Source organism: Streptomyces misionensis (assembly GCF_900104815.1).
Classification (GTDB): Bacteria; Actinomycetota; Actinomycetes; order Streptomycetales; family Streptomycetaceae; genus Streptomyces; species Streptomyces misionensis.
Map to the genome: position 1 here is coordinate 7,144,084 of NZ_FNTD01000004.1, position 18,930 is coordinate 7,163,013.

The window sequence follows — 18,930 nt, forward strand, 5'->3', positions numbered from 1 at the left end:
CGATGAGCCGGGCCGGCACTCGTCCCACCCAAGACCCTTGTGCCGGTTCGCACAAGACCGCCGTTCCGGGCGTTCTTCGACCGTTCGTCTCCGTGACCGTCCGTGGTTACGGCGGGCTCCGTGAGCGGGAAACTCCGTTGCACCGCATACCAGCATCACCCAGGATGACCGCATGAGCACGACGGGGGAGACCGCGCGGGCCGCGGTCACGGCGCCCACGGGGGTGGCGCCATGAGCGCGCGCCTGCGCGGGATCGCCGCGCAGACGGAAGAGATCGTGGCGGCGGGTCGCTACCGGGCCCCGGACGGCCGGGAGGTACCGCTCGCGGCGGCCGTCGAGGCCGCCAGGGCCGGCACCCGGATGTACGGCCCCGGGCCGGTCCCGGTGCCGCCCGCACCCGGCACCGAACAGTTCGTCGAGGTCACCGGCGAGAGCAGCACGGAGGCGGCCCGCAGACTGGCCGGCGCCCCGGTGGCCGTACTGAACTTCGCCTCCGCGCGGAACCCCGGCGGCGGCTACCTCAACGGCGCCCAGGCCCAGGAGGAGGCCCTGTGCCGCGCCTCCGCGCTGTACACCTGCCTGCTGGAGGCCCGGGAGTTCTACGAGCACCACCGCGCCGACCGTGACCCGCTCTACTCCGACCGGGTGATCCACAGCCCGGCGGTGCCCGTCTTCCGCGACGACCGGGGGCGGCTGCTGGCCGAGCCCCACCTCGTGGGCTTCCTGACCGCCGCCGCCCCCAACGCGGGTGTGCTGCGGCGCCGGAGCCCCGAGCGCGCCGCCGAGATCCCGGCCGCCCTCGCCACGCGGGCCGAACGGGTCCTGGAGACCGCCGCCGCCCACGGCTACCGGCGCCTGGTCCTCGGCGCCTGGGGCTGCGGCGTCTTCCGGAACGACCCGGCCCAGGTCGCGGAGGCCTTCCGCGCGCTGCTCGGGTCCGGGGGCCGGTTCGCGGGGACCTTCGAGCACGTGGTCTTCGGCGTGCTCGACCGGTCACCGGGGGCCACGGTGCGGGAGGCCTTCGCGCGGGCCTTCCCGCACGCCGGCGGCTGAGCCTGGGGTAGCGGGCCTCGGCCTTCGTGCGGATGTTCCCGTGCGGGTTCCGGTACGAGGGCGGCCGGGCGCCGCCTCGGCCGTCGTGCGGATGTCCCCGCGCGCGGGCGGCTGTGCGCCGAGGTCCGGCGCCGTGCTCAGGTCCAGCCGTACCGCTCGTGCAGCCGCTGCCGGACGAGGTTGAACCGCATCCGGTCCAGCGCGCACGCCTCCCGGCGCATCCCGTCCTCGTGCAGCCGCAGCACCCGGTCCACGTCCACCCAGGAGTCGCGCCCCGAGCGGTCCCACGGCCCGCTGCCGATCGCCACCCACTCCCGGTCGCCGTCGTGCCGCTTGCTGGAGAGCTGGACGGCCAGCAGGGTGCCCGCCGCCTCCCGGGCGACGACCAGCACCGGCCGGTCCTTGCCCCGCCCGTCGTTCTCCTCGAACGGCACCCAGGTCCAGACGATCTCGCCGGGGTCCGGATCGCCGTCGCAGGCAGGGGAGTACTCGGTCCGCACCCGGCCGACCTCGCGCGGGTCGGCCTCGGCGGTGGCGTGCGGGCCGTGACGGCCGGGGACGTTCTCATCGGTGTGGGTGTACGTGCTCACGGGGGCACCCTAGCTGGCCGTCAAATTCCCTGTCGCGGCCCCTGGTTGGCCCGCCTCGACGGTCGGAACGGTCCGGAAGATTGACATGACTGGGACACGCTCCCATCATGGGAGCGCTCCCAAGCCCCGCTCGCCGTCGCCTCGCCGACGGTCGGCGCGGTCGCTGCACGCCGCACGTTCCCCGTTCATCGTCCGGCTCCGCGGCGTGGCCCCGGGCCGGCGCTCACCCGGGAGGAACACCCCCATGCTGTTCCGCAGGAGACGACCAGACGGGCCGCGTCGCCCGCTCGCCGTCGCGGCCTCGGCAGCCCTGGCCGTGGCGGCCGCGGTGCTGCCGCTCGCCACGCCCGCCGCCGCGGCCGACCCGGCCGACATCACGGTCACGGTCAACGCGAGCGCGGGCCTGGGCACCGTCAGCCCGACCGCGCTCGGCGCCAACACCGCCATCTGGGACGCGAACATGAACGACCCGGAGGTGGCCTCCCTGTACCGGTCCGCGGGGATCGGCGCGCTGCGCTACCCGGGCGGCTCCTACGCCGACATCTACCACTGGGCCGACAACACCGCGCCCGGCGGTTACGTCGCCCCGGGCACCGACTTCGACGCCTTCATGGGCACCGTCAAGGCCACCGGCGCCCAGCCGATCCTGATCGCCAACTACGGCTCCGGGACGGCCAAGGAGGCCGCGGACTGGGTCCGGTACGCCAACGTCACCAAGGGCTACGGGGCCAAGTACTGGGAGATCGGCAACGAGATCTACGGCAACGGCGTCTACGGCAGCGGCTGGGAGAACGACACCCACGCCGACAAGACCCCCGACCAGTACGCCCGGGAGGTCGAGGCGTACGCCAAGGCCATGAAGGCGGTCGACCCGACCGTCAAGATCGGCGCGGTGCTCACCATGCCCGGCAACTGGCCCGACGGTTCGGTGGCCACCGGGGACACCGGCGACTGGAACCACACCGTGCTCGCCGCGGTCGCCCACGACATCGACTTCGTGAGCGTGCACTGGTACCCCAACACCAGCGGCGAGCAGTCGCTGGCCGCCGTACGGCAGTTGCCCGGTGAGCTGCGCGAGGTGCGCAACCTGGTGAACCGGTACGCGGGCGCCGACTCCGCGCGGATCGGCATCGCGATGACCGAGGTGAACTCCAACTCCGGCGGCGGCGCCTTCACCAGCAGGCCCAACGGCCTCTTCGCCGCGGAGGCCATGATGACGGCGATGGAGAACGGCGTCTTCACCGTGGACTGGTGGGACACCCACAACGGCGCGGGCGGCATCACCACCGTGGGCGGTGAGACCGACTACGGCGACATGGGCATGCTGTCCAACGGCAGTTGCACCGGCAGCGTCTGCGAGCCGGCGGTGAACACCCCGTTCGCGCCGTACTACGGCATCAAGACGCTCGGCGCTCTCAGCGACCCCGGCGACACCATGGTGGCCTCCGGCACCTCCGGTTCCGAGGTCTCCTCGCACGCGGTGCTCCGGGCCGACGGCGACCTCAGCGTGCTGCTGCTGAACCAGAGCACCACCACCGAGCACACCGTGGACCTGCGCTACCTGGGCTTCACCGCCGGCTCCGCCGCCCCGCAGGTGCAGCGCTGGGCACCCGGCGACGACGGTCTGGTCGACGCGACCGGCACCGCCACGGCCGGCTCGGTCACCCTGGCGCCCTCCTCCATCACCGTGCTGACGACGCATCCGAAGAGCGGCACCGGATCCTCCGCCGCCACCGTCGGCGCCCCCGGCACACCGCAGACCACCTCGGTCGGCGCCGACAGCGCCACCCTGAGCTGGCCGGCCGCCGACGGAGCGGTGGACCGGTACGAGGTCTACGAGCAGCTCGGCACCGGCCTCCAGCTGCTCGGTTCGTCCACCGGCACCTCCGCCACGATCCGCAACCTGCCGGCCGGCTCCCGGCACACGGTCAACGTGCTGGCCCGGGACAAGGCGGGACACCTCTCCCGGCCCTCCGTGCCGCTGACCTTCACCACCGGTACGCCGGACGACAGCACCTGCACCGTCTCGTACCAGGTGACCTCCGGCTGGGGCAACGGCTTCGTCTCCGACGTGGTGGTGAGCAACGTCGGCCCGGCCGACATCGACGGCTGGACGCTGACCTTCGACTGGCCGTCGGCCGGGCAGTCCGTCTCCTCGTGGTGGAACGCCGACGTCACCAGCGACGGGCAGCACGTCCACGTGACCAGCACCGACAGCAACGCCCGGCTCGCGCCGAACGGCGGAAACTCCGCCGAGTTCGGCTTCGTGGGCGCCAACGACGGCGCCAACCCCGCTCCGACGGCCTTCACCCTCAACGGAACGGTCTGCCGGACGATCTCCTGAGCACGGAGCCCTGGGTGGGGGCGACCCCACCCAGGGCGGGACTCCCGGGCGCGGAGCCCTCCGGGCTCAGACCGTGAGGACGATCTTGCCGCGGGTGCGTCCGGACTGGCTCAGCCGCCAGGCCTCGGCCGCCTCCGCCAGCGGCAGGGCCTTCTCCACGTGCACCGTGAGCTTGCCCGCGTCCGCGAGCTGGGCCAGGGTCGTCAGGTCGGCGGACGACGGGCGGACCCACACGTACTGGCCGCCCGCGGCGAGCGCGGCCTCGCCGTCGGCGATCGACGCGACGCGGCCCGGACGCCGCAGCAGCGGCAGCGACTGCCGGACCGCGCCGTCCCCGACGAAGTCGAGCACCGCGTCGACGCCCCCGGGAGCGAGCTCCCGCACGCGGTCGACGAGCCCCTCGCCGTAGGTGACCGGCTCCGCGCCGAGCGAGCGCAGGAACGCGTGGTTGCGCTCGCTCGCCGTGCCGATGACGCGCGCGCCGCGGGCGACGGCGATCTGCACCCCGAGCGAGCCGACCCCGCCGGCCGCGGCGTGCACGAGCACCACGTCGCCCCGGTCGACGCCCAGCCGCTCGATCGACTGGTACGCGGTGAGCCCGGCGAGCGGGACACCCGCCGCCTCCTCCCAGCTCAGCGACGCGGGCTTCTTCGCGAGGGTGCGCACGGGCGCCGAGACGAGTTCGGCGTACGCGCCGTTCTGCGCCCAGTCCTTGCGGATGTAGCCGTAGACCTCGTCGCCCACGGCGAACTCCGTGGCGTCGAAGCCGACCCGCTCCACCACGCCCGCGACGTCCCAGCCGGAGATCAGCGGGAAACGGGCCTCCATCACGGCGTCCAGCATGCCGGCGCCGAGCTTCCAGTCGACCGGGTTGACCCCGGCCGCCTTCACCCGGATCAGCACCTCGCCGGGCGCCACCTTGGGTTCGGGCAGCTCCACGAGCCGCAGATCGTCGGGGGATCCGTACGTGTCGAGTGCGATGGCCTTCATGTCACGGGTCAACTTCCGAGCGGACGGGATCATTCCGGGCGGTGGGAACGGCGTCGGGCCCTTCGGGCGCGGGGGCGGGTCGGGCCGGACCGTCGTCCGGCCGGGCCGTGATGCCGAGGCCGGGGCGGCGGGTGTGGACGGTGAGGTACGTCAGACCCTCGTCGCCGGCGGTGATGCCGCGGGCGGAGCCGTGGGGCAGCCACACCAGGGCGCCCTCGGCGACCGGGCACGGCGACCCGGCGGGGCCCGCGCCGAGGACGCCGGACCCGGCGACGACCAGGAGCAGGACGTCCAGTCGCGCCTCCGTGTGCGCCGCGATCCGTCCGCCGGGGGCGAGCCGCACCACGTTGGCGTCCAACTGGCGCCCGCCTTCGGCGAGTTTCCACAGCACGCCGGACGGCAGTGGCGGCTGCGACGCCAGTGCCCGGGCGTCGCACAGGACCCGCGGAACCGGTTCCGCCTGCTGCGCCGGTCCGTCGCCGGCGGCGGACGATGACGTCATCTGCACCCCTCGCTGTCTGTCGTCTCCGAAGCTCGACGTACAATTACTACACGTTGGATTTGTGAAAAATATACGCAGGTGAGAGGTGGGACGTGGCGGAGAGTCCCCGTCGGCGCGCGGTGCTGGACGTGCTGCGGGCCGCGTCCGGGCCGCTCGGCGTCACGGAGACCGCCGAGCGCCTCGGCGTCCACCCCAACACCGTCCGCTTCCACCTGGACGCCCTGGTGGCCGACGGTCTGGTCGAGCGCCGGGCCGAGGCGCCGAGCGGCCCGGGCCGGCCGCGCACCGTGTACACCGTCCACCCCGGCATGGACCGCGGCGGTGCGCGCGGTTACCTGCTGCTGGCGCGGATGCTGCTCAGTCGTCTGGCCCTCGCCGATCCGGTCGAGGCGCGCGAGGAGGCCCTGGAGACGGGCCGCGCGTGGGGCCGCTTCCTGGCCGACCCGCCGCCCCCCTTCGAGCGGCCTTCGGCCGAGGGGTCGGTCACCCGTCTCCTCGCCCTGCTGGACGACCTGGGGTTCGAGCCGGAGGCCGAGCACAGCGGGGCGCGGCCCCCGCGGCGGATCGGGCTGCGGCACTGCCCCTTCCTCGAACTCGCCGAGGAGCACGGGGAGTTGGTCTGCCCGCTCCATCTCGGCCTGATCCAGGGCGCGTTGGCGCGGCTCGACGCGCCGCTGACGGCCACCCGTCTGGAGCCGTTCGCCCGACCCGACCTCTGCCTCGCCCACCTGAGCGAGACGGGCACCCCCGCACGGGACGTGAGAAAGGCGGCACCTCGATGAACGCCACGTCCGCCGTCGCCACCGCGGTCACCTTCGTCTGGCTCGGGATGGTGCTGGCGATCTCCTTCCTGGAGGCGCCGCTGAAGTTCCGCGCACCGGGCGTGACCATCCCCATCGGGCTCGGCATCGGCCGGCTGGTGTTCCGGGCGCTGAACGCGGTCGAGGCGGTGTTCGCGGTCGTGGTGATCGCGGCGGTCGCGGTACCCGGCGCCCCCGCCTGGATCATCGGGCTCACCGCCGCCGTCGCGGTCTTCCTGCTGGCCCAGCTGGCCGCCGTCCGCCCTTCTCTCAACCGCAGGTCCGACCGGGTCCTCGCGGGCGAAGACCTGCCCCGTTCCCGCGGCCACCTGTGGTACGTGGCCCTGGAACTCCTCAAGGTGGCCGCCCTGCTGGCCCTCGGCATCGGACTGCTCACGGTCTGACGCCCTCGGCCACGGCGCCGGTTCGCGCACCGCGGGCCACCGTTCGTGCCGGCGCGGCTCCCGAGGTCTGCCGAACGGTGACGTCGACAAGGGCGCGGTGAAAGGGTCCCGCGCCTCAGCCGCCCAGCAGCCGTCGCAGCCAGCCGAGCCGGGCGGTCCGCGCCGCCCGGGACAGGGCCGCCTGCGGGGCCAGGGTGTCGAAGCCGTGGAACCCGCCGGGCCAGACGTGGAGTTCGGCCTCGCCGCCGGCCCGCCACAGGCGGGACGCGTAGTCGACCGTCTCGTCCCGGAAGGTCTCCGCCGAGCCGGTGTCGAGGTAGGCCGGCGGCAGTCCGGACAGGTCCGTGGCGCGGGCCGGGGCCGCGTAGGGGGAGACGTCCGGTCCGCCCCGGCGCGCACCGAGCAGCGCCGTCCAGGCGGTCTCGTTGGCGGTGCGGTCCCAGAGGCCGACGCCGGTCATCTGATGGCTGGAGACGGTGTCGTTGCGGTCGTCCAGCATCGGGCTCATCAGCAGCTGGCCCAACGGGCGCGGCCCCCGCCGGTCCCGGGCGAGCAGGGTGACGGCGGCCGTCAGCCCGCCGCCCGCGCTGGCGCCGGCCACCACGATCCGCTCCGGGTCGCCGCCGATCTCCCGCGCGTGCCCGGCCGTCCACCGCAGGCCCGCGTACACGTCCTCGACCGGCGCCGGATGCGGGTGCTCGGGCGCGAGCCGGTACTCGACCGACACCACCACCGCGCCCAACTCCCGTGCCCAGTCCAGCGGTACGTCCACCCCGGCGCGGCCGGTGCCGGCCATCATGCCGCCGCCGTGCACGTGGTAGAGCACCGGCAGCGGACCCGTGGCCGACACCGGGCGGCAGACCACCAGGCAGATCCCGGGGGCGTCCGGCGGTCCCGGCACCGCGCACTCCGTCACCTCGAAGGCGCCGCCCAGGGTGAGGTCCGCCAGCCCCGCGCCGACCCCCGCGCCGCGCCGGGCCGCGTCGAGGTCCGCCAGGCTGAACCCGGGCACCGCCGCGTCCCCCAGCGACTCCAGGCACGCGGCGAGTTCCGGGTCGAACGGGGGCGGGACCAGGGGCACGGCTTCCTCCTCGGACGGCTCACGGCACGGCGGTACGGCCACCGTCCGCATACCCCCCGGCGGCGCCGGGAGTCGGCCGCGGCGCGCGGTGTGACCCGGGTGCCGTAGCGTCCCGAACGCCCGAAGGGGCCGGAACCAGCGGGTTCCGGCCCCTTCGGGCGCGTGCGGTGCCGAGGCTCAGGCGGCGGTGATCTCCGCGGCGACGCCGTGCAGGCGCGTCACGACCTCGCTCAGCTGGCCGGCGACCTCGGTGTCGTCGACCGGGTGGGTCTCGGCGAAGCGGGTCATGGAGCCGGGGATGGACAGCTTGATGTCCTCGATCACCTTGCCGCCGGCGATGCCCACGGACTTGCGGGTGTCGTCCTGCGCCCACACGCCGCCGTACTGGCCGAAGGCGGTGCCGATGACGGCGGCGGGCTTGCCGCCGAAGGCGCCGGCGCCGTACGGGCGGGACAGCCAGTCGATGGCGTTCTTGAGCACGGCCGGCATGGTGCCGTTGTACTCGGGCGAGAACAGCAGGAAGGCGTCGGCGGCCTGGGCGGCCTCACGCAGCTTCGCGGCGGCGGCCGGGACGCTGCCCTCGACGTCGATGTCCTCGTTGTAGAAGGGCACGTCGGCCAGGCCCTCGAAGATCACGACCTCCGCACCTTCCGGGGCGAGCTTGGCGGCCGCCTCGGCCAGCTGACGGTTGTGCGAACCGGCGCGGAGGCTGCCGACGAGCGCGAGGATACGAACAGACATGGGAAATCTCCAGGGGCTGAAACATCGCCGTTACGATCCGGACCAAGGTCCGTTTAACTTTCTACCACCCTAACCGGACCCTGGTCCAGTTCTGTTCCCGTGCTTTACGCTGTGTTCATGTCCAGCCTGCCGCACCCCCTGCCGACGCCGCAGGAGCCGACCTTGCTGGAGCTGGGTACGGCTCCCGAAGAGCCCGGTCTGCGCGCCGACGCGGCCCGCAACCGCGCCCGGCTCCTGGAGGCCGCCGCCCGGCTGATCGCGGAGCACGGCGTGGCCGGGGTCACCATGGAGGCCGTCGCGGCGGCGGCCAAGGTGGGCAAGGGCACCGTCTTCAGGCGCTTCGGCGACCGCACGGGACTGCTGATGGCCCTGCTGGACCACTCCGGCCGGCGGCTCCAGGCCGACTTCCTGGGCGGACCCCCGCCGCTGGGGCCCGGCGCCCCGCCCCTGGAGCGGCTGCGCGCGTTCGGCATCGCGGTGCTCTACCGTTCGGCCGAACAGCTGGAACTCCAGCTGGCCGCACAGCCCGAGGCCTGCCGCCGCTTCTCCCACCCCGCGGTCCAGGCGCTGCGCACCCATGTCACCATGCTGCTGCGGCAGATCGTGCCGGACGCCGACTGCGAGCTGCTTTCCCATACCCTGCTCGCCTCGCTCGACCCCGCGCTGATCCACCATCTGACCCGGCAGCTCGGAATGCCCATGGAGCGCCTGGAGGCGGCCTGGGTCGACCTGGTCGCCCGGGTGACCCGCACGGACCCGCCCACCTGACCTCCCGGAGTCAACGGCCGTACACGATACGGCACTTGGTCCAACCGCGAACCACGATGCCCCGCCCGCCGCGGTGCCGGACCGCTCTGCCAAGATGCGGTCTGTCATGGTGCAGAAACCGAACACGCCCACGAGTGCCGATGTGGCCCGCCTGGCCGGCGTCTCGCGCGCGACCGTGTCCTACGTCCTGAACAACACCCACTCCGTACGGATCAGCGAGCCCACCCGCCGCCGCGTCCACGAGGCCGCGCGGGAGCTGGGGTACGTGCCGCACGCCGCCGCCCGCAGCCTGCGCGCCGGACACAGCCGTACGGTCCTCATGCCCGCCCCGGCGATCCCGGCCGGGCCCCTCTACAGCGCGTTCCTGAGCGAGGTGCAAGGAGCGCTGGGACGGCTCGACTACACCGTCGTCCAGTACGGCTCCGTCGGCCTGGAGGGCGACGAAGCCGCCCGCGCCTGGGCCGAGTTGCGGCCCGTGGCGGTACTGGTGCCCGGCTCCGGGTGCGGGCCGCGGGGCGTGGCGATCCTCAAGCGCTCGGGCGCCCGCGCGGTGGTCACCCTCGGCCCCGAACGCGTCGAGGGCGCGCACGCCCTGCTGATGGACCACGAGGCCGTGGGCCGGTGCGCGGCCGGCCATCTGTACCAGCGGGGCAGGCGCCGGATCGGCGTCGTCGTCCCCGCCGAACCCGGCCTCCAGCCCTGTTCGCGGCCCCGGCTCGCGGGCGCCCGTCAGGCTCTGCGCGGCACCGGCGCGACCGTCGCCGAGGTGCCGCTCGCCTACACCGAGCAGTCCGCCGCCCGGCTCGCCGCCCACTGGCCCGGCCTGGACGCCGTCTTCGCCTACAACGACGAGTACGCCATGCTGCTGATGCGCGCCCTCCAGGACGAGGGCCTGCGCATCCCCGACGACGTGGCCGTGATCGGCGCCGACGACCTGATGCTCGGCCGGCTGCTGCGGCCCCGGCTCAGCACCGTCCGCATCGAACTGCCCTCGGGCCGCTACCTCGCCGCGCTGGTCGACCGCGTGGTGCGCGAGACGGGCGGCGAGCCGGAGGTGCACAGGGTGCTGGACGTCTCGGTCGTACACCGCGACTCCACCTGAGCCCGGCCCGCCGCCCGGAAACGGCCGGACGGGCTACTCGCCCTGACCCTCCTGCGCGGCGATGCTCTTGCGGACCTCGTCCATGTCCAGCTTGCGGGCCTGGCCGATGACGTCCGTGAGGGCCGCCTCGGGCAGCGCGCCCGGCTGGGCGAACACGGCCACCCGGTCGCGCACGATCATCAGCGTCGGAATCGACTGGATGCCGAACGCCTGGGCCAGCTCCGGCTGCGCCTCGGTGTCCACCTTGCCGAACACCAGGTCCGGATTCTCCTCGGCGGCCTTCTCGTACACCGGCGCGAACTGCCGGCACGGCCCGCACCAGGACGCCCAGAAGTCGATGAGAACGAAGTCGTTCTCGGTGACCGTGTCGTCGAAGTTCTCCTTGGTCAGTTCCACGGTGCTGCTCATGGCCTGGTTCCCTCTTCCTGGTGTGGGGGTGTGCCGACGGCGGAAACACGGCCGCCGAGCGGCCTATTCCGCACACTGTCCGCGCGCACCCGGATGCCCCGCGCACCGGACGCCCGCGTGCCGCGCACGTACCCATGTGGCCGACGCGCACACCACCCAGCAGACTGACCCCATGACGGAAACGGAAACCATCGCGTACGACGTCGTGGTGCTCGGGGCCGGGCCCGTGGGGGAGAACGTCGCCGACCGCACCCGCGCGGCCGGTCTCACCACCGCGGTCGTGGAGAGCGAACTGGTCGGCGGCGAGTGCTCGTACTGGGCCTGTATGCCCAGCAAGGCGCTGCTCAGGCCGGTCATCGCCCAGGCCGACGCCCGCCGGCTGCCCGGTCTCGCCCAGGCGGTCCAAGGCCCCCTCGACGCCCCCGCCGTGCTCGCCCGGCGCGACGACTTCACCTCCCACTGGCAGGACGACGGCCAAGTCGACTGGGTCGAGGGCATCGGCGCCGACCTCTACCGGGGCCACGGCCGCCTCGCCGGGCCCCGGACGGTGACCGTCACCGTGTCGGACGGCACGGTCACCACCCTCACCGCCCGGCACGCGGTCGCGGTCTGCACGGGCACCCGCGCCCAGCTGCCCGATCTGCCCGGCCTCGCCGACGTACGGCCCTGGACCAGCCGGGAGGCCACCAGCGCGGAGTCGGTGCCCGGCCGGCTGATCGTCGTCGGCGGTGGTGTCGTCGCCACCGAGATGGCCACCGCCTGGCAGGCCCTCGGCTCCCGGGTCACCCTGCTGGTGCGGGGCAAGGGGCTGCTCAGCCGGATGGAGCCGTTCGCCGGGGAACTGGTCGCCGAGTCGCTCGGCGAGGCGGGCGTCGACGTGCGCGTCGGCGCGTCCGTGGAGTCCGTCACCCGGGAGAACGGCACCGTGGTCGCCCGCACCCGTTCGGGTGAGCGGTTCGAGGCCGACGAGATCCTCTTCGCCACCGGCCGCGTCCCGCAGACCGACGACATCGGGCTCGACACCGTCGGCCTGGAACCCGGTGCCTGGCTCGACGTGGACGACACCCTGCGCGTCACCGGCACCGACTGGCTGTACGCCGTCGGCGACGTCAACCACCGCGCGCTCCTCACCCACCAGGGCAAGTACCAGGCCCGGGTCGCCGGTGCCGCCATCGGCGCCCGCGCGGCCGGCACCCCGCTGCTCGACGGTCCCTGGGGCGCGCACGCGGCGACCGCCGACCACGAGGCCGTGCCCCAGGTCGTCTTCACCGACCCCGAGGCCGCCGCCGTCGGCCTCTCGCTCGCCGAGGCGGAGCAGGCCGGCCACCGGGTCCGCGCCGTGGACGTGGAGTTCTCCTCCGTCGCCGGCGCGTCCCTGTACGGCGACGGCTACAAGGGCCGCGCCCGCATGGTCGTCGACCTGGAGGACGAGATCCTGCGGGGCGTCACCTTCGTCGGCCCGGGCGTCGGGGAACTCATCCACTCCGCCACCGTCGCCGTCGCCGGGCACGTCCCGGTCAGCCGGCTGTGGCACGTGGTGCCGTCGTACCCGACCCTCAGCGAGGTGTGGCTGCGGCTGCTGGAGGCGTACCGGGACAACTGAGCCGCGAACGCGGCGGCATCGCGTCCGGCCGGCCCACCCGCCGGCCGGACGCGATGGCGTTCAGGGCCTGCGGCCGCGGAAGGTGCGGCGCAGGTCGCCCACCCAGGCGCCGGGGTTCTCCCACGGGATGAAGTGGCCGCCGCGGTCGTGGGCGTTGACGTTGACGTGGTTGAACCAGCCGGCCTGCGGGCCGCTCCGGAACGCCCGCACGCGCTCCTCGGTGGTGTGCACGCCGGGCGGGTTCTCGTAACGGACGAAGGTGAGGCCGACCGGTGCCTGCACGACCGGGGTGCGGTCGTGGGCGGGTGCCCAGGGGTGGCGGTTGGCGTTGGCGTAGTAACGCATCGACGTGGCGATCGAGTTGTTCACCCAGTAGATCGTGGCGTGGGTGAGCATGTCGTCCCTGCTGAACACGGACTCGACGTCGCCGCCGTTGTCGCTCCAGGCGTTCCAGCGCTCCAGCAGCCAGGCGAGCAGCCCGGCGGGCGAATCGCTCAGCGCGTGGGCCAGGGTCGCGCCGTCGAGCATGTGCACGGCGAGGTGGGAGGCCGAGCGGCGGTCCATCTCGACGAGGCGGGCGCGCACGTCGGCGGGCTGGTCGTCGGTGAGCGGCCGGTTCCGGGCGAAGTCCCAGGCACGGGGGCCGTTGAAGAAGTCGAGCGGCAGCCCCGAGCCGATGTGGATGCCGTACAGCTCGCCGGCGTACTTGTGACCGAGCTGGCTCGTGACGATCCCGCCGATGTCGCAGCCACCGGCGGCGTACTTCTCGTACCCCAGCGTCTCGGTCATCAGGGTGTGCCAGAGGTCGGCGACCTTCCAGAAGTTGACGTCCGGGAAGCCGGTGAGCGGTCCGGGGAAGCCGAAGCCGGGCAGGGACGGCACGATGACGTCGAAGGCGTCCGCGGGGTCACCGCCGAACGCGGCCGGGTCGGCGAGCGGGCCGATCACCTTCGACCAGTGCCAGAACGTCCAGGGCCAGCCGTGGGTGAGGATCAACGGGATCGGCCGGGGGCCGCGGCCGGGTTCGCGCAGGAAGTGCACCGGAACACCGGCGACGCTCACCTGGTAGTGCTCGTGCCGGTTGATGGCGGCCTCGGCCGCGCGCCAGTCGTAGCCGTCCCGCCAGTAGGCGATCAGTTCGCCGAGATAGCCGGCGGGCACACCGTAGGACCAGTCCTCGTTGCCCTCGTCCACCGGCGGCCGGGTGGACGCGAGCCGGGCGCGCAGGTCGTCGAGGACCTCGTCGGGCACGTGGAGCGGGGCGGGTTCCAGCGGTAAGGACTGCGGGGCGGTCATGGCGTGGTTCCTTCTGGACGGGGGCAAGCGGCGTCCCCGGCCTGCCGGGTGGCCGGGCGGCGAGCCGGGTCGGTGCTCTTCGGCGCGGGCTCCGACGATATGCCGACCGCCCCTGGCCCCCGCACTCCTGAGCCCGTCGAACCGGTCACGGGCACCGGGCCGGACGTCGGGGTTTCGGCGACGTGGCCGATTCGTTACCGGCTCCGGTCGATTTCGAGGTTGCGCGGGGGTGGCCGAGACGGCGGCGGTAGCCGTATGTTCTGGCCGACAACATTCAGCGCGGTGGACGTCGATACCCACCGAAGCCGGTCACGCGTGCGCTTCCGTGTCCCACATCCCTTCGAGCACATCCGTGGGCGGATGCGCACCCGGCCACGCCCCAGAAAGGACCCTGCCCATGCGCAAGGGGCTCCTCCTCACCACAGCCTCCGTGGCGCTGCTGACGACCCTCACCGCCTGCGGGAACTCCTCGTCGGGCGGCGACTCGTCGGGCTCCGGCGGCAAGAAGCCGAAGATCGGCGTGATCCTCCCGGACAGCAAGTCGTCCGCCCGCTGGGAGACGGCCGACCGCCCCTACCTCGCCAAGGCGTTCAAGGCGGCGGGCGTCGACTACGACATCCAGAACGCCCAGGGCGACAAGCAGGCGTTCCAGACGATCGCGGACCAGATGATCAGCAGCGGCGTGAACGTCCTGGTGATCGTCAACCTCGACAGCGGCACCGGCAAGGCCGTCCTGGACAAGGCCAAGGCCCAGGGAGTGGCCACCATCGACTACGACCGGCTGACGCTCGGCGGCTCCGCCCAGTACTACGTGAGCTTCGACAACACGGTGGTCGGCAAGTTGCAGGGCGAGGGCCTGAGCAAGTGCCTGTCGGACATGAAGGCGAAGAAGCCGGTCGTCGCCGAGCTGAACGGCTCGCCCACCGACAACAACGCCACGCTCTTCGCCCAGGGTTACAACAGCGTCCTCGACCCCAAGTACAGCTCCGGCGAGTACGTCAAGGGCCCCAACCAGTCCGTGCCCGACTGGGACAACGCCCAGGCCGGGACCATCTTCGAGCAGATGCTCACCAGCGAGCCCCGGATCGGCGGCGTGCTGGCCGCCAACGACGGCCTCGGCAACGCGGCCATCGCGGTGCTGCGCAAGAACCACCGCAACGGCCAGGTGCCGGTGACCGGGCAGGACGCCACCGTGCAGGGCCTGCAGAACATCCTGGCCGGCGACCAGTGCATGACCGTCTACAAGGCGGTCAAGAAGGAGGCCGACGCGACCGCCCGGCTCGCCGTCGCCCTGGCCAAGGGCAAGAAGGGGCAGACCAACGGGAGCGTCAAGGACCCCCAGGGCGGGCGTACGGTGCCCTCCGTGCTGCTCACCCCGGTCGCCGTCTACAAGGACAACGTCAAGGACGTCGTGAACGACGGATACGTGACCAAGGCCCAGCTGTGCACCGGCCGGTACGCCGCCCTGTGCGCCAAGGCCGGCATCCAGTAACCCACTCCAGCCGGGCCCACAGGCCGGCCGCGGGTTCCAAGGCGCCCTGACCGCCTGCCGGAACCCGCGGCCCCACGACTTCAGGAGCCGTCCTCCATGACAGCGACCCCCATCCTCCAACTGCGCGGCGTCAACAAGAGTTTCGGCCCGGTGCAGGTGCTGCACGACGTGGCCTTCAGCGCCTGCCCCGGCGAAGTGACCGCCCTCGTGGGCGACAACGGCGCCGGCAAGTCCACCCTGGTCAAATGCATCGGGGGGATCCACTCCATCGACGCCGGCGAGTACTGGTTCGACGGCGAGCAGGTGCAGATGCACAGCCCCCGGGACGCCGCCGCGCTCGGCGTGGAGATCGTGTACCAGGACCTCGCCCTGTGCGACAACCTGGACATCGTCCAGAACATGTTCCTCGGCCGGGAGAAGCGCAGGGGCCTGCTCCTCGACGACGCGACCATGGAGGAACTGGCCGCCAAGACCCTCGCCGGACTCTCGGTCAAGACCGTCAAGTCCCTGCGGCAGCGGGTCTCCAGCCTCTCCGGCGGCCAGCGCCAGACCGTCGCCATCGCCAAGGCGGTGCTGTGGAACAGCAAGCTCGTCATCCTCGACGAGCCGACCGCCGCACTGGGCGTCGCCCAGACCGCCCAGGTCCTGGAACTGGTGCGGCGGCTGGCCGACAACGGCCTGGCCGTGGTGCTCATCTCGCACAACATGAACGACGTCTTCGCGGTGTCCGACCAGATCGCCGCCCTCTACCTGGGCCGGACGGCCGCCCAGGTCAGGACCTCGGACGTGACACACGCCCAGCTCGTCGAACTGATCACCTCGGGCCGCAGCGGAAACCTGGGCCTCACCGACACCAATGGAGCAGCCGCATGACCACCGCCGTCGCCCCCGAGAAGCCCGAACGGCCGGAGAACCCCGGCGCGTCCGGCGCGCAGTCCGACGCCGCCGTCCCCGGTCTGCGCGCGCTGGTCACCGGCTACCGCGACCGGCTGCGCGGCGGCGAACTCGGGGCCCTGCCCGCGGTCCTCGGCCTGGTGGCGCTCTGCGTCTTCTTCGGAATCCTGAGCCCCGTCTTCTTCTCCGACCTCAACTTCGCCAACCTGCTCACCCAGGGGGCGGGCAGCATCGCGATCGCCATGGGGCTGGTCTTCGTCCTCCTCCTCGGGGAGATCGACCTGTCCGCCGGATACGCCAGCGGTGTCTGCGCCGCGGTGCTGGCCATCCTCCTCACCAACCACGGATGGCCGTGGTACGGCGCCGTCGCCGCCGCCATGCTGACCGGCGTCGTCATCGGCCTGCTCCTGGGCACGCTGGTCGCGAAGGTGGGCATCCCCTCGTTCGTGGTCACGCTGGCCGCGTTCCTGGGCTTCCAGGGCATCGTGCTGATCCTGCTGAAGGAGGGCACGAACATCTCCATCGAGGACAAGACCCTGCTGGCCATCGCCAACAACAACCTCTCGCCCCTGGCCGGATGGCTGCTGCTGGTGTGCGGTGTCGCGGTGTACGCGGCGATCCTGCTGCGCCGTGACCACAACCGCCGCCGCCGGGGGCTGGCGACCACCCCGCCGGTGCTGGTCGCCGTCCGCCTCGGCCTGCCGACGGTGCTCGGCGCCCTGGCCGTGTACGTGCTCAACCAGGAGCGCAGCCGCAACGCGGTGGTGGTCTCGCTGAAGGGCGTGCCCATCGTGGTGCCGCTCATCGGCGTCCTGCTCGTGCTGGGCACGTTCGTCCTCCAGCGCACCCCGTTCGGTCTGCACATCTACTCCGTCGGCGGCAACGCCGAGGCGGCCCGGCGGGCCGGCATCAACGTGGCGTTCATCCGCATCACCGCCTTCGTCATCTGCTCGGCCATGGCGGCGGTCGGCGGCATCATCGCGGCTTCCCGGGGCAACTCCGTGGACCCCAACACCGGGGGCAGCAACGTCCTGCTGCTCGCCGTCGGGGCCGCCGTCATCGGCGGCACCAGTCTCTTCGGCGGGCGGGGCCGGGTCGTCGACGCCGTGCTGGGCGGGATGCTGGTGGCCGTCATCCAGAACGGGATGGGTCTCATGGGGTACAGCTCGGGGGTCAAGTACGCTGTCACGGGTTCGGTGCTGCTGGTGGCCGCGGGTGTGGACGCGCTGTCCCGGCACCGAGCCGTACAGCGATGAATGCCCCACGCTCCCGTGACAACGAGGTCCCCGTGCCATGAAAGTCGGCCATTCCCAGGAGGAGATCCGACGGCACAACCTCAGCACCCTGCTGCACCACGTCCACATCGGCGGACCCGTCTCCCGGGCCGCCCTCGCCGACCGCATGGGGCTCAACCGCAGCACCATCCTGGGACTGGTCACCGACCTGACCACGGCCGGGCTCGTCCTCGAGGAGCTCCCGCGCGACACCGGCCGGGCGGGCCGGCCCTCGCTGGTCGTACGGCCTGAGTCGGCCCGTGTGTACGTGCTCGCGTACGACGTCGGGGTGGACCGTCTCGCGGCCGCCCGCATCGGACTCGGCGGTGTCTTCCTCGACCGGCGCGAACGCTCCTGGCCGCTGGACGAACCGAACGATCCCGCGGAGGTCGCCGACGCCCTCGCCGGGTTCGCCCGGCAGATGCTGGCGATCGCGGAGCCCGGCAGCCGCTGCGTCGGCGTCGGAGTGGCCGTGCGGGGCATCGTCCGGCACCCCGACGGCCTGGTGCGGCGCGCCCCCAACATGGGCTGGACCGATCAGGACTTCCGCACCGAACTCGCCCGCCGGCTCGACCTCGGCGTCCCCGTCGAGGTGGACAACGAGGCGAACCTCGGTGCCCTCGCCGAACATCTGCGGGGCGCCGGGGTGGGCAGCGACAACATCGTCTATCTGCACGGGGACATCGGCATCGGCGGCGGCCTGGTCACCGGCGGCCGGCTGCTGCGCGGCACGGACGGGTACGGCGGCGAGGTCGGCCACATGATCGTCAACCCGCGCGACGGCAGCCCCTGCGGCTGCGGCGCCCGCGGCTGCCTCGAAGCCGAGGCCGGCGAACGTGCCCTGCTCGCCGCCGCCGGCCGCGACCCGCAGGAGACCGGCCAGGACGTGGTGCGGGCGGTCGTCTCCGCCGCCGACCGGGGAGACGTGGTGGCGCGGGCCGCGCTGCACCAGGTCGGCGACTGGCTCGGCGTCGGTGTCGCCAATCTGGTCAACCTCTTCAACCCCAGCGTCGTCATCTTCGGCGGCATGCTCCGCGACCTGTTCCTCGGCGCGGCCGCGCAGATCCGCAGCCGTATCAACATCAGCACCCTCGCCGCCTCCCGCGAGAAGCTCTGTCTGCGGGTCAGCCGGCTCGGCGAGGACACCGTCCTCGTGGGCGCCGCCGAACTGGGTTTCTCCGCGTTGCTGGCCGATCCCCTGGCCGTCCTGGCCGACGCCGCCGAGGAACGACTGGCCCCACCGCTGCCCGGGTGACACCGGGTTCCTCCGCCGGGAATTCACGGCGAGGAAAAGGGGCCGCGTATTCCGCGCACGGGTCTGGATCACGGCCGGACGCCCTGCTAATGTCCAGTCACTCATTCATCCGCCGCGGGTTCCCGATAATTCGGAACCCGGTGATCGCGGTTCCCGTGCATTTTCCCGGGTTCATGAATCCCGGCAGTCGGCAAGCGGCCCTCGCCGCCCGCGGTGACATCGGGAACACGCGGAAATCGGCGCTTCTCCTTCGACGAAACACAGCCGATCAGTGCCCCGACGGCGAACGGCACGCCGCCGTCTTCCGGCACCCATGCGAGAACTTCTCTGGAG

At 72.8% G+C, this 18,930-nt stretch carries 19 protein-coding genes; 11 read left to right on the forward strand and 8 right to left on the reverse strand.

Annotated elements, in window-relative coordinates; genetic code table 11:
- Positions 1 to 231 precede the first annotated feature (231 nt).
- Positions 232 to 1,053, forward strand: coding sequence for a TIGR02452 family protein (locus BLW85_RS33780; protein WP_074994994.1), 822 nt, complete (start codon positions 232 to 234; stop codon positions 1,051 to 1,053).
- A gap of 137 nt (positions 1,054 to 1,190) precedes the next feature.
- Here the strand turns inward: BLW85_RS33780 and BLW85_RS33785 are convergent, their stop codons facing one another.
- Positions 1,191 to 1,643, reverse strand: coding sequence for a type II toxin-antitoxin system PemK/MazF family toxin (locus BLW85_RS33785; protein ID WP_070022576.1), 453 nt, complete (start codon positions 1,641 to 1,643; stop codon positions 1,191 to 1,193).
- 244 nt (positions 1,644 to 1,887) lie between these two features.
- Here BLW85_RS33785 and BLW85_RS33790 point away from each other — a divergent pair, with 244 nt between their 5' ends.
- Positions 1,888 to 3,987: a cellulose binding domain-containing protein gene (locus tag BLW85_RS33790; RefSeq protein WP_074994996.1), complete on the forward strand. Its 2,100-nt coding sequence runs from the start codon at positions 1,888 to 1,890 to the stop codon at positions 3,985 to 3,987.
- Between the two features lie 66 nt (positions 3,988 to 4,053).
- Here BLW85_RS33790 and BLW85_RS33795 read toward each other — a convergent pair whose 3' ends face one another.
- Positions 4,054 to 4,977, reverse strand: a complete 924-nt coding sequence (locus BLW85_RS33795) for an NADP-dependent oxidoreductase (RefSeq protein ID WP_074994998.1) — start codon at positions 4,975 to 4,977, stop codon at positions 4,054 to 4,056.
- Between the two features lies 1 nt (position 4,978).
- Positions 4,979 to 5,479: a cupin domain-containing protein gene (locus BLW85_RS33800; RefSeq protein ID WP_074995001.1), complete on the reverse strand. Its 501-nt coding sequence runs from the start codon at positions 5,477 to 5,479 to the stop codon at positions 4,979 to 4,981.
- Positions 5,480 to 5,571: 92 nt separating this feature from the next.
- Here BLW85_RS33800 and BLW85_RS33805 point away from each other — a divergent pair, with 92 nt between their 5' ends.
- A complete protein-coding gene (locus tag BLW85_RS33805) occupies positions 5,572 to 6,261 on the forward strand; it encodes a helix-turn-helix transcriptional regulator (protein ID WP_074995003.1) in 690 nt (229 codons plus the stop codon).
- On the forward strand, positions 6,258 to 6,683 hold the full coding sequence (locus BLW85_RS33810; RefSeq protein ID WP_074995005.1) for a hypothetical protein: 426 nt from the start codon (positions 6,258 to 6,260) through the stop codon (positions 6,681 to 6,683). The genes BLW85_RS33805 and BLW85_RS33810 overlap by 4 nt, the downstream gene beginning before the upstream one ends.
- Positions 6,684 to 6,798: 115 nt before the next feature.
- Here BLW85_RS33810 and BLW85_RS33815 read toward each other — a convergent pair whose 3' ends face one another.
- Together BLW85_RS33815 and BLW85_RS33820 are read right to left on the reverse strand one after the other, a co-directional pair.
- The gene (locus BLW85_RS33815; protein ID WP_074995008.1) at positions 6,799 to 7,764 is read right to left on the reverse strand and encodes an alpha/beta hydrolase; all 966 of its coding nucleotides are present in this window, start codon (positions 7,762 to 7,764) and stop codon (positions 6,799 to 6,801) included.
- Between the two features lie 177 nt (positions 7,765 to 7,941).
- The gene (locus BLW85_RS33820) at positions 7,942 to 8,505 is read right to left on the reverse strand and encodes an NAD(P)H-dependent oxidoreductase (RefSeq protein WP_074995010.1); all 564 of its coding nucleotides are present in this window, start codon (positions 8,503 to 8,505) and stop codon (positions 7,942 to 7,944) included.
- 99 nt (positions 8,506 to 8,604) lie between these two features.
- On the opposite strand from BLW85_RS33820, the gene BLW85_RS33825 reads away from it, so the two are divergent.
- Positions 8,605 to 9,273 carry a TetR/AcrR family transcriptional regulator gene (locus BLW85_RS33825; RefSeq protein WP_177330137.1) on the forward strand — a complete coding sequence of 223 codons (669 nt, stop codon included), beginning with the start codon at positions 8,605 to 8,607 and terminating at the stop codon, positions 9,271 to 9,273.
- Positions 9,274 to 9,379: 106 nt separating this feature from the next.
- A complete protein-coding gene (locus tag BLW85_RS33830; protein ID WP_074995012.1) occupies positions 9,380 to 10,375 on the forward strand; it encodes a LacI family DNA-binding transcriptional regulator in 996 nt (331 codons plus the stop codon).
- A gap of 33 nt (positions 10,376 to 10,408) precedes the next feature.
- Here the strand turns inward: BLW85_RS33830 and trxA are convergent, their stop codons facing one another.
- A complete protein-coding gene (trxA, locus tag BLW85_RS33835; RefSeq protein ID WP_070022568.1) occupies positions 10,409 to 10,783 on the reverse strand; it encodes a thioredoxin in 375 nt (124 codons plus the stop codon).
- Positions 10,784 to 10,955: 172 nt separating this feature from the next.
- On the opposite strand from trxA, the gene BLW85_RS33840 reads away from it, so the two are divergent.
- Positions 10,956 to 12,386 (forward strand): dihydrolipoyl dehydrogenase family protein, encoded by a 1,431-nt coding sequence (locus BLW85_RS33840; protein WP_070022615.1) that lies wholly within the window; start codon positions 10,956 to 10,958, stop codon positions 12,384 to 12,386.
- Positions 12,387 to 12,446: 60 nt separating this feature from the next.
- Here BLW85_RS33840 and BLW85_RS33845 read toward each other — a convergent pair whose 3' ends face one another.
- A complete protein-coding gene (locus BLW85_RS33845) occupies positions 12,447 to 13,682 on the reverse strand; it encodes an epoxide hydrolase family protein (RefSeq protein WP_074995014.1) in 1,236 nt (411 codons plus the stop codon).
- 397 nt (positions 13,683 to 14,079) lie between these two features.
- On the opposite strand from BLW85_RS33845, the gene BLW85_RS33850 reads away from it, so the two are divergent.
- The 4 genes from BLW85_RS33850 to BLW85_RS33865 all read left to right on the forward strand — a co-directional run bounded on the left by BLW85_RS33850 (position 14,080) and on the right by BLW85_RS33865 (position 18,597).
- Complete coding sequence (locus BLW85_RS33850) at positions 14,080 to 15,174, forward strand: sugar ABC transporter substrate-binding protein (RefSeq protein ID WP_074995017.1); 1,095 nt, start codon at positions 14,080 to 14,082, stop codon at positions 15,172 to 15,174.
- Positions 15,175 to 15,270: 96 nt separating this feature from the next.
- Positions 15,271 to 16,047 carry an ATP-binding cassette domain-containing protein gene (locus BLW85_RS33855; protein WP_070022565.1) on the forward strand — a complete coding sequence of 259 codons (777 nt, stop codon included), beginning with the start codon at positions 15,271 to 15,273 and terminating at the stop codon, positions 16,045 to 16,047.
- Entirely contained in the window at positions 16,044 to 17,324 is a 1,281-nt protein-coding gene (locus tag BLW85_RS33860; RefSeq protein WP_079172502.1) for a sugar ABC transporter permease, read from the forward strand. The genes BLW85_RS33855 and BLW85_RS33860 overlap by 4 nt, the downstream gene beginning before the upstream one ends.
- A gap of 37 nt (positions 17,325 to 17,361) precedes the next feature.
- A complete protein-coding gene (locus tag BLW85_RS33865; RefSeq protein WP_074995019.1) occupies positions 17,362 to 18,597 on the forward strand; it encodes an ROK family transcriptional regulator in 1,236 nt (411 codons plus the stop codon).
- A 101-nt stretch (positions 18,598 to 18,698) separates the two neighbouring features.
- Here the strand turns inward: BLW85_RS33865 and BLW85_RS39610 are convergent, their stop codons facing one another.
- Entirely contained in the window at positions 18,699 to 18,908 is a 210-nt protein-coding gene (locus tag BLW85_RS39610) for a hypothetical protein (protein WP_167381453.1), read from the reverse strand.
- Between the last annotated feature and the right edge of the window lie 22 nt (positions 18,909 to 18,930).

Bases quoted from the DNA above. Each gene is read 5' to 3' on its own strand.
- BLW85_RS33780 (WP_074994994.1), top strand. From the start codon at position 232: ATGAGCGCGCGCCTGCGCGGGATCGCCGCGCAGACGGAAGAGATCGTG.
- BLW85_RS33790 (WP_074994996.1), top strand. From the start codon at position 1,888: ATGCTGTTCCGCAGGAGACGACCAGACGGGCCGCGTCGCCCGCTCGCC.
- BLW85_RS33795 (WP_074994998.1), bottom strand. From the start codon at position 4,977: ATGAAGGCCATCGCACTCGACACGTACGGATCCCCCGACGATCTGCGG.
- BLW85_RS33800 (WP_074995001.1), bottom strand. From the start codon at position 5,479: ATGACGTCATCGTCCGCCGCCGGCGACGGACCGGCGCAGCAGGCGGAA.
- BLW85_RS33810 (WP_074995005.1), top strand. From the start codon at position 6,258: ATGAACGCCACGTCCGCCGTCGCCACCGCGGTCACCTTCGTCTGGCTC.
- BLW85_RS33820 (WP_074995010.1), bottom strand. From the start codon at position 8,505: ATGTCTGTTCGTATCCTCGCGCTCGTCGGCAGCCTCCGCGCCGGTTCG.
- BLW85_RS33830 (WP_074995012.1), top strand. From the start codon at position 9,380: ATGGTGCAGAAACCGAACACGCCCACGAGTGCCGATGTGGCCCGCCTG.
- trxA (WP_070022568.1), bottom strand. From the start codon at position 10,783: ATGAGCAGCACCGTGGAACTGACCAAGGAGAACTTCGACGACACGGTC.
- BLW85_RS33840 (WP_070022615.1), top strand. From the start codon at position 10,956: ATGACGGAAACGGAAACCATCGCGTACGACGTCGTGGTGCTCGGGGCC.
- BLW85_RS33845 (WP_074995014.1), bottom strand. From the start codon at position 13,682: ATGACCGCCCCGCAGTCCTTACCGCTGGAACCCGCCCCGCTCCACGTG.
- BLW85_RS33850 (WP_074995017.1), top strand. From the start codon at position 14,080: ATGCGCAAGGGGCTCCTCCTCACCACAGCCTCCGTGGCGCTGCTGACG.
- BLW85_RS33855 (WP_070022565.1), top strand. From the start codon at position 15,271: ATGACAGCGACCCCCATCCTCCAACTGCGCGGCGTCAACAAGAGTTTC.
- BLW85_RS33860 (WP_079172502.1), top strand. From the start codon at position 16,044: ATGACCACCGCCGTCGCCCCCGAGAAGCCCGAACGGCCGGAGAACCCC.
- BLW85_RS33865 (WP_074995019.1), top strand. From the start codon at position 17,362: ATGAAAGTCGGCCATTCCCAGGAGGAGATCCGACGGCACAACCTCAGC.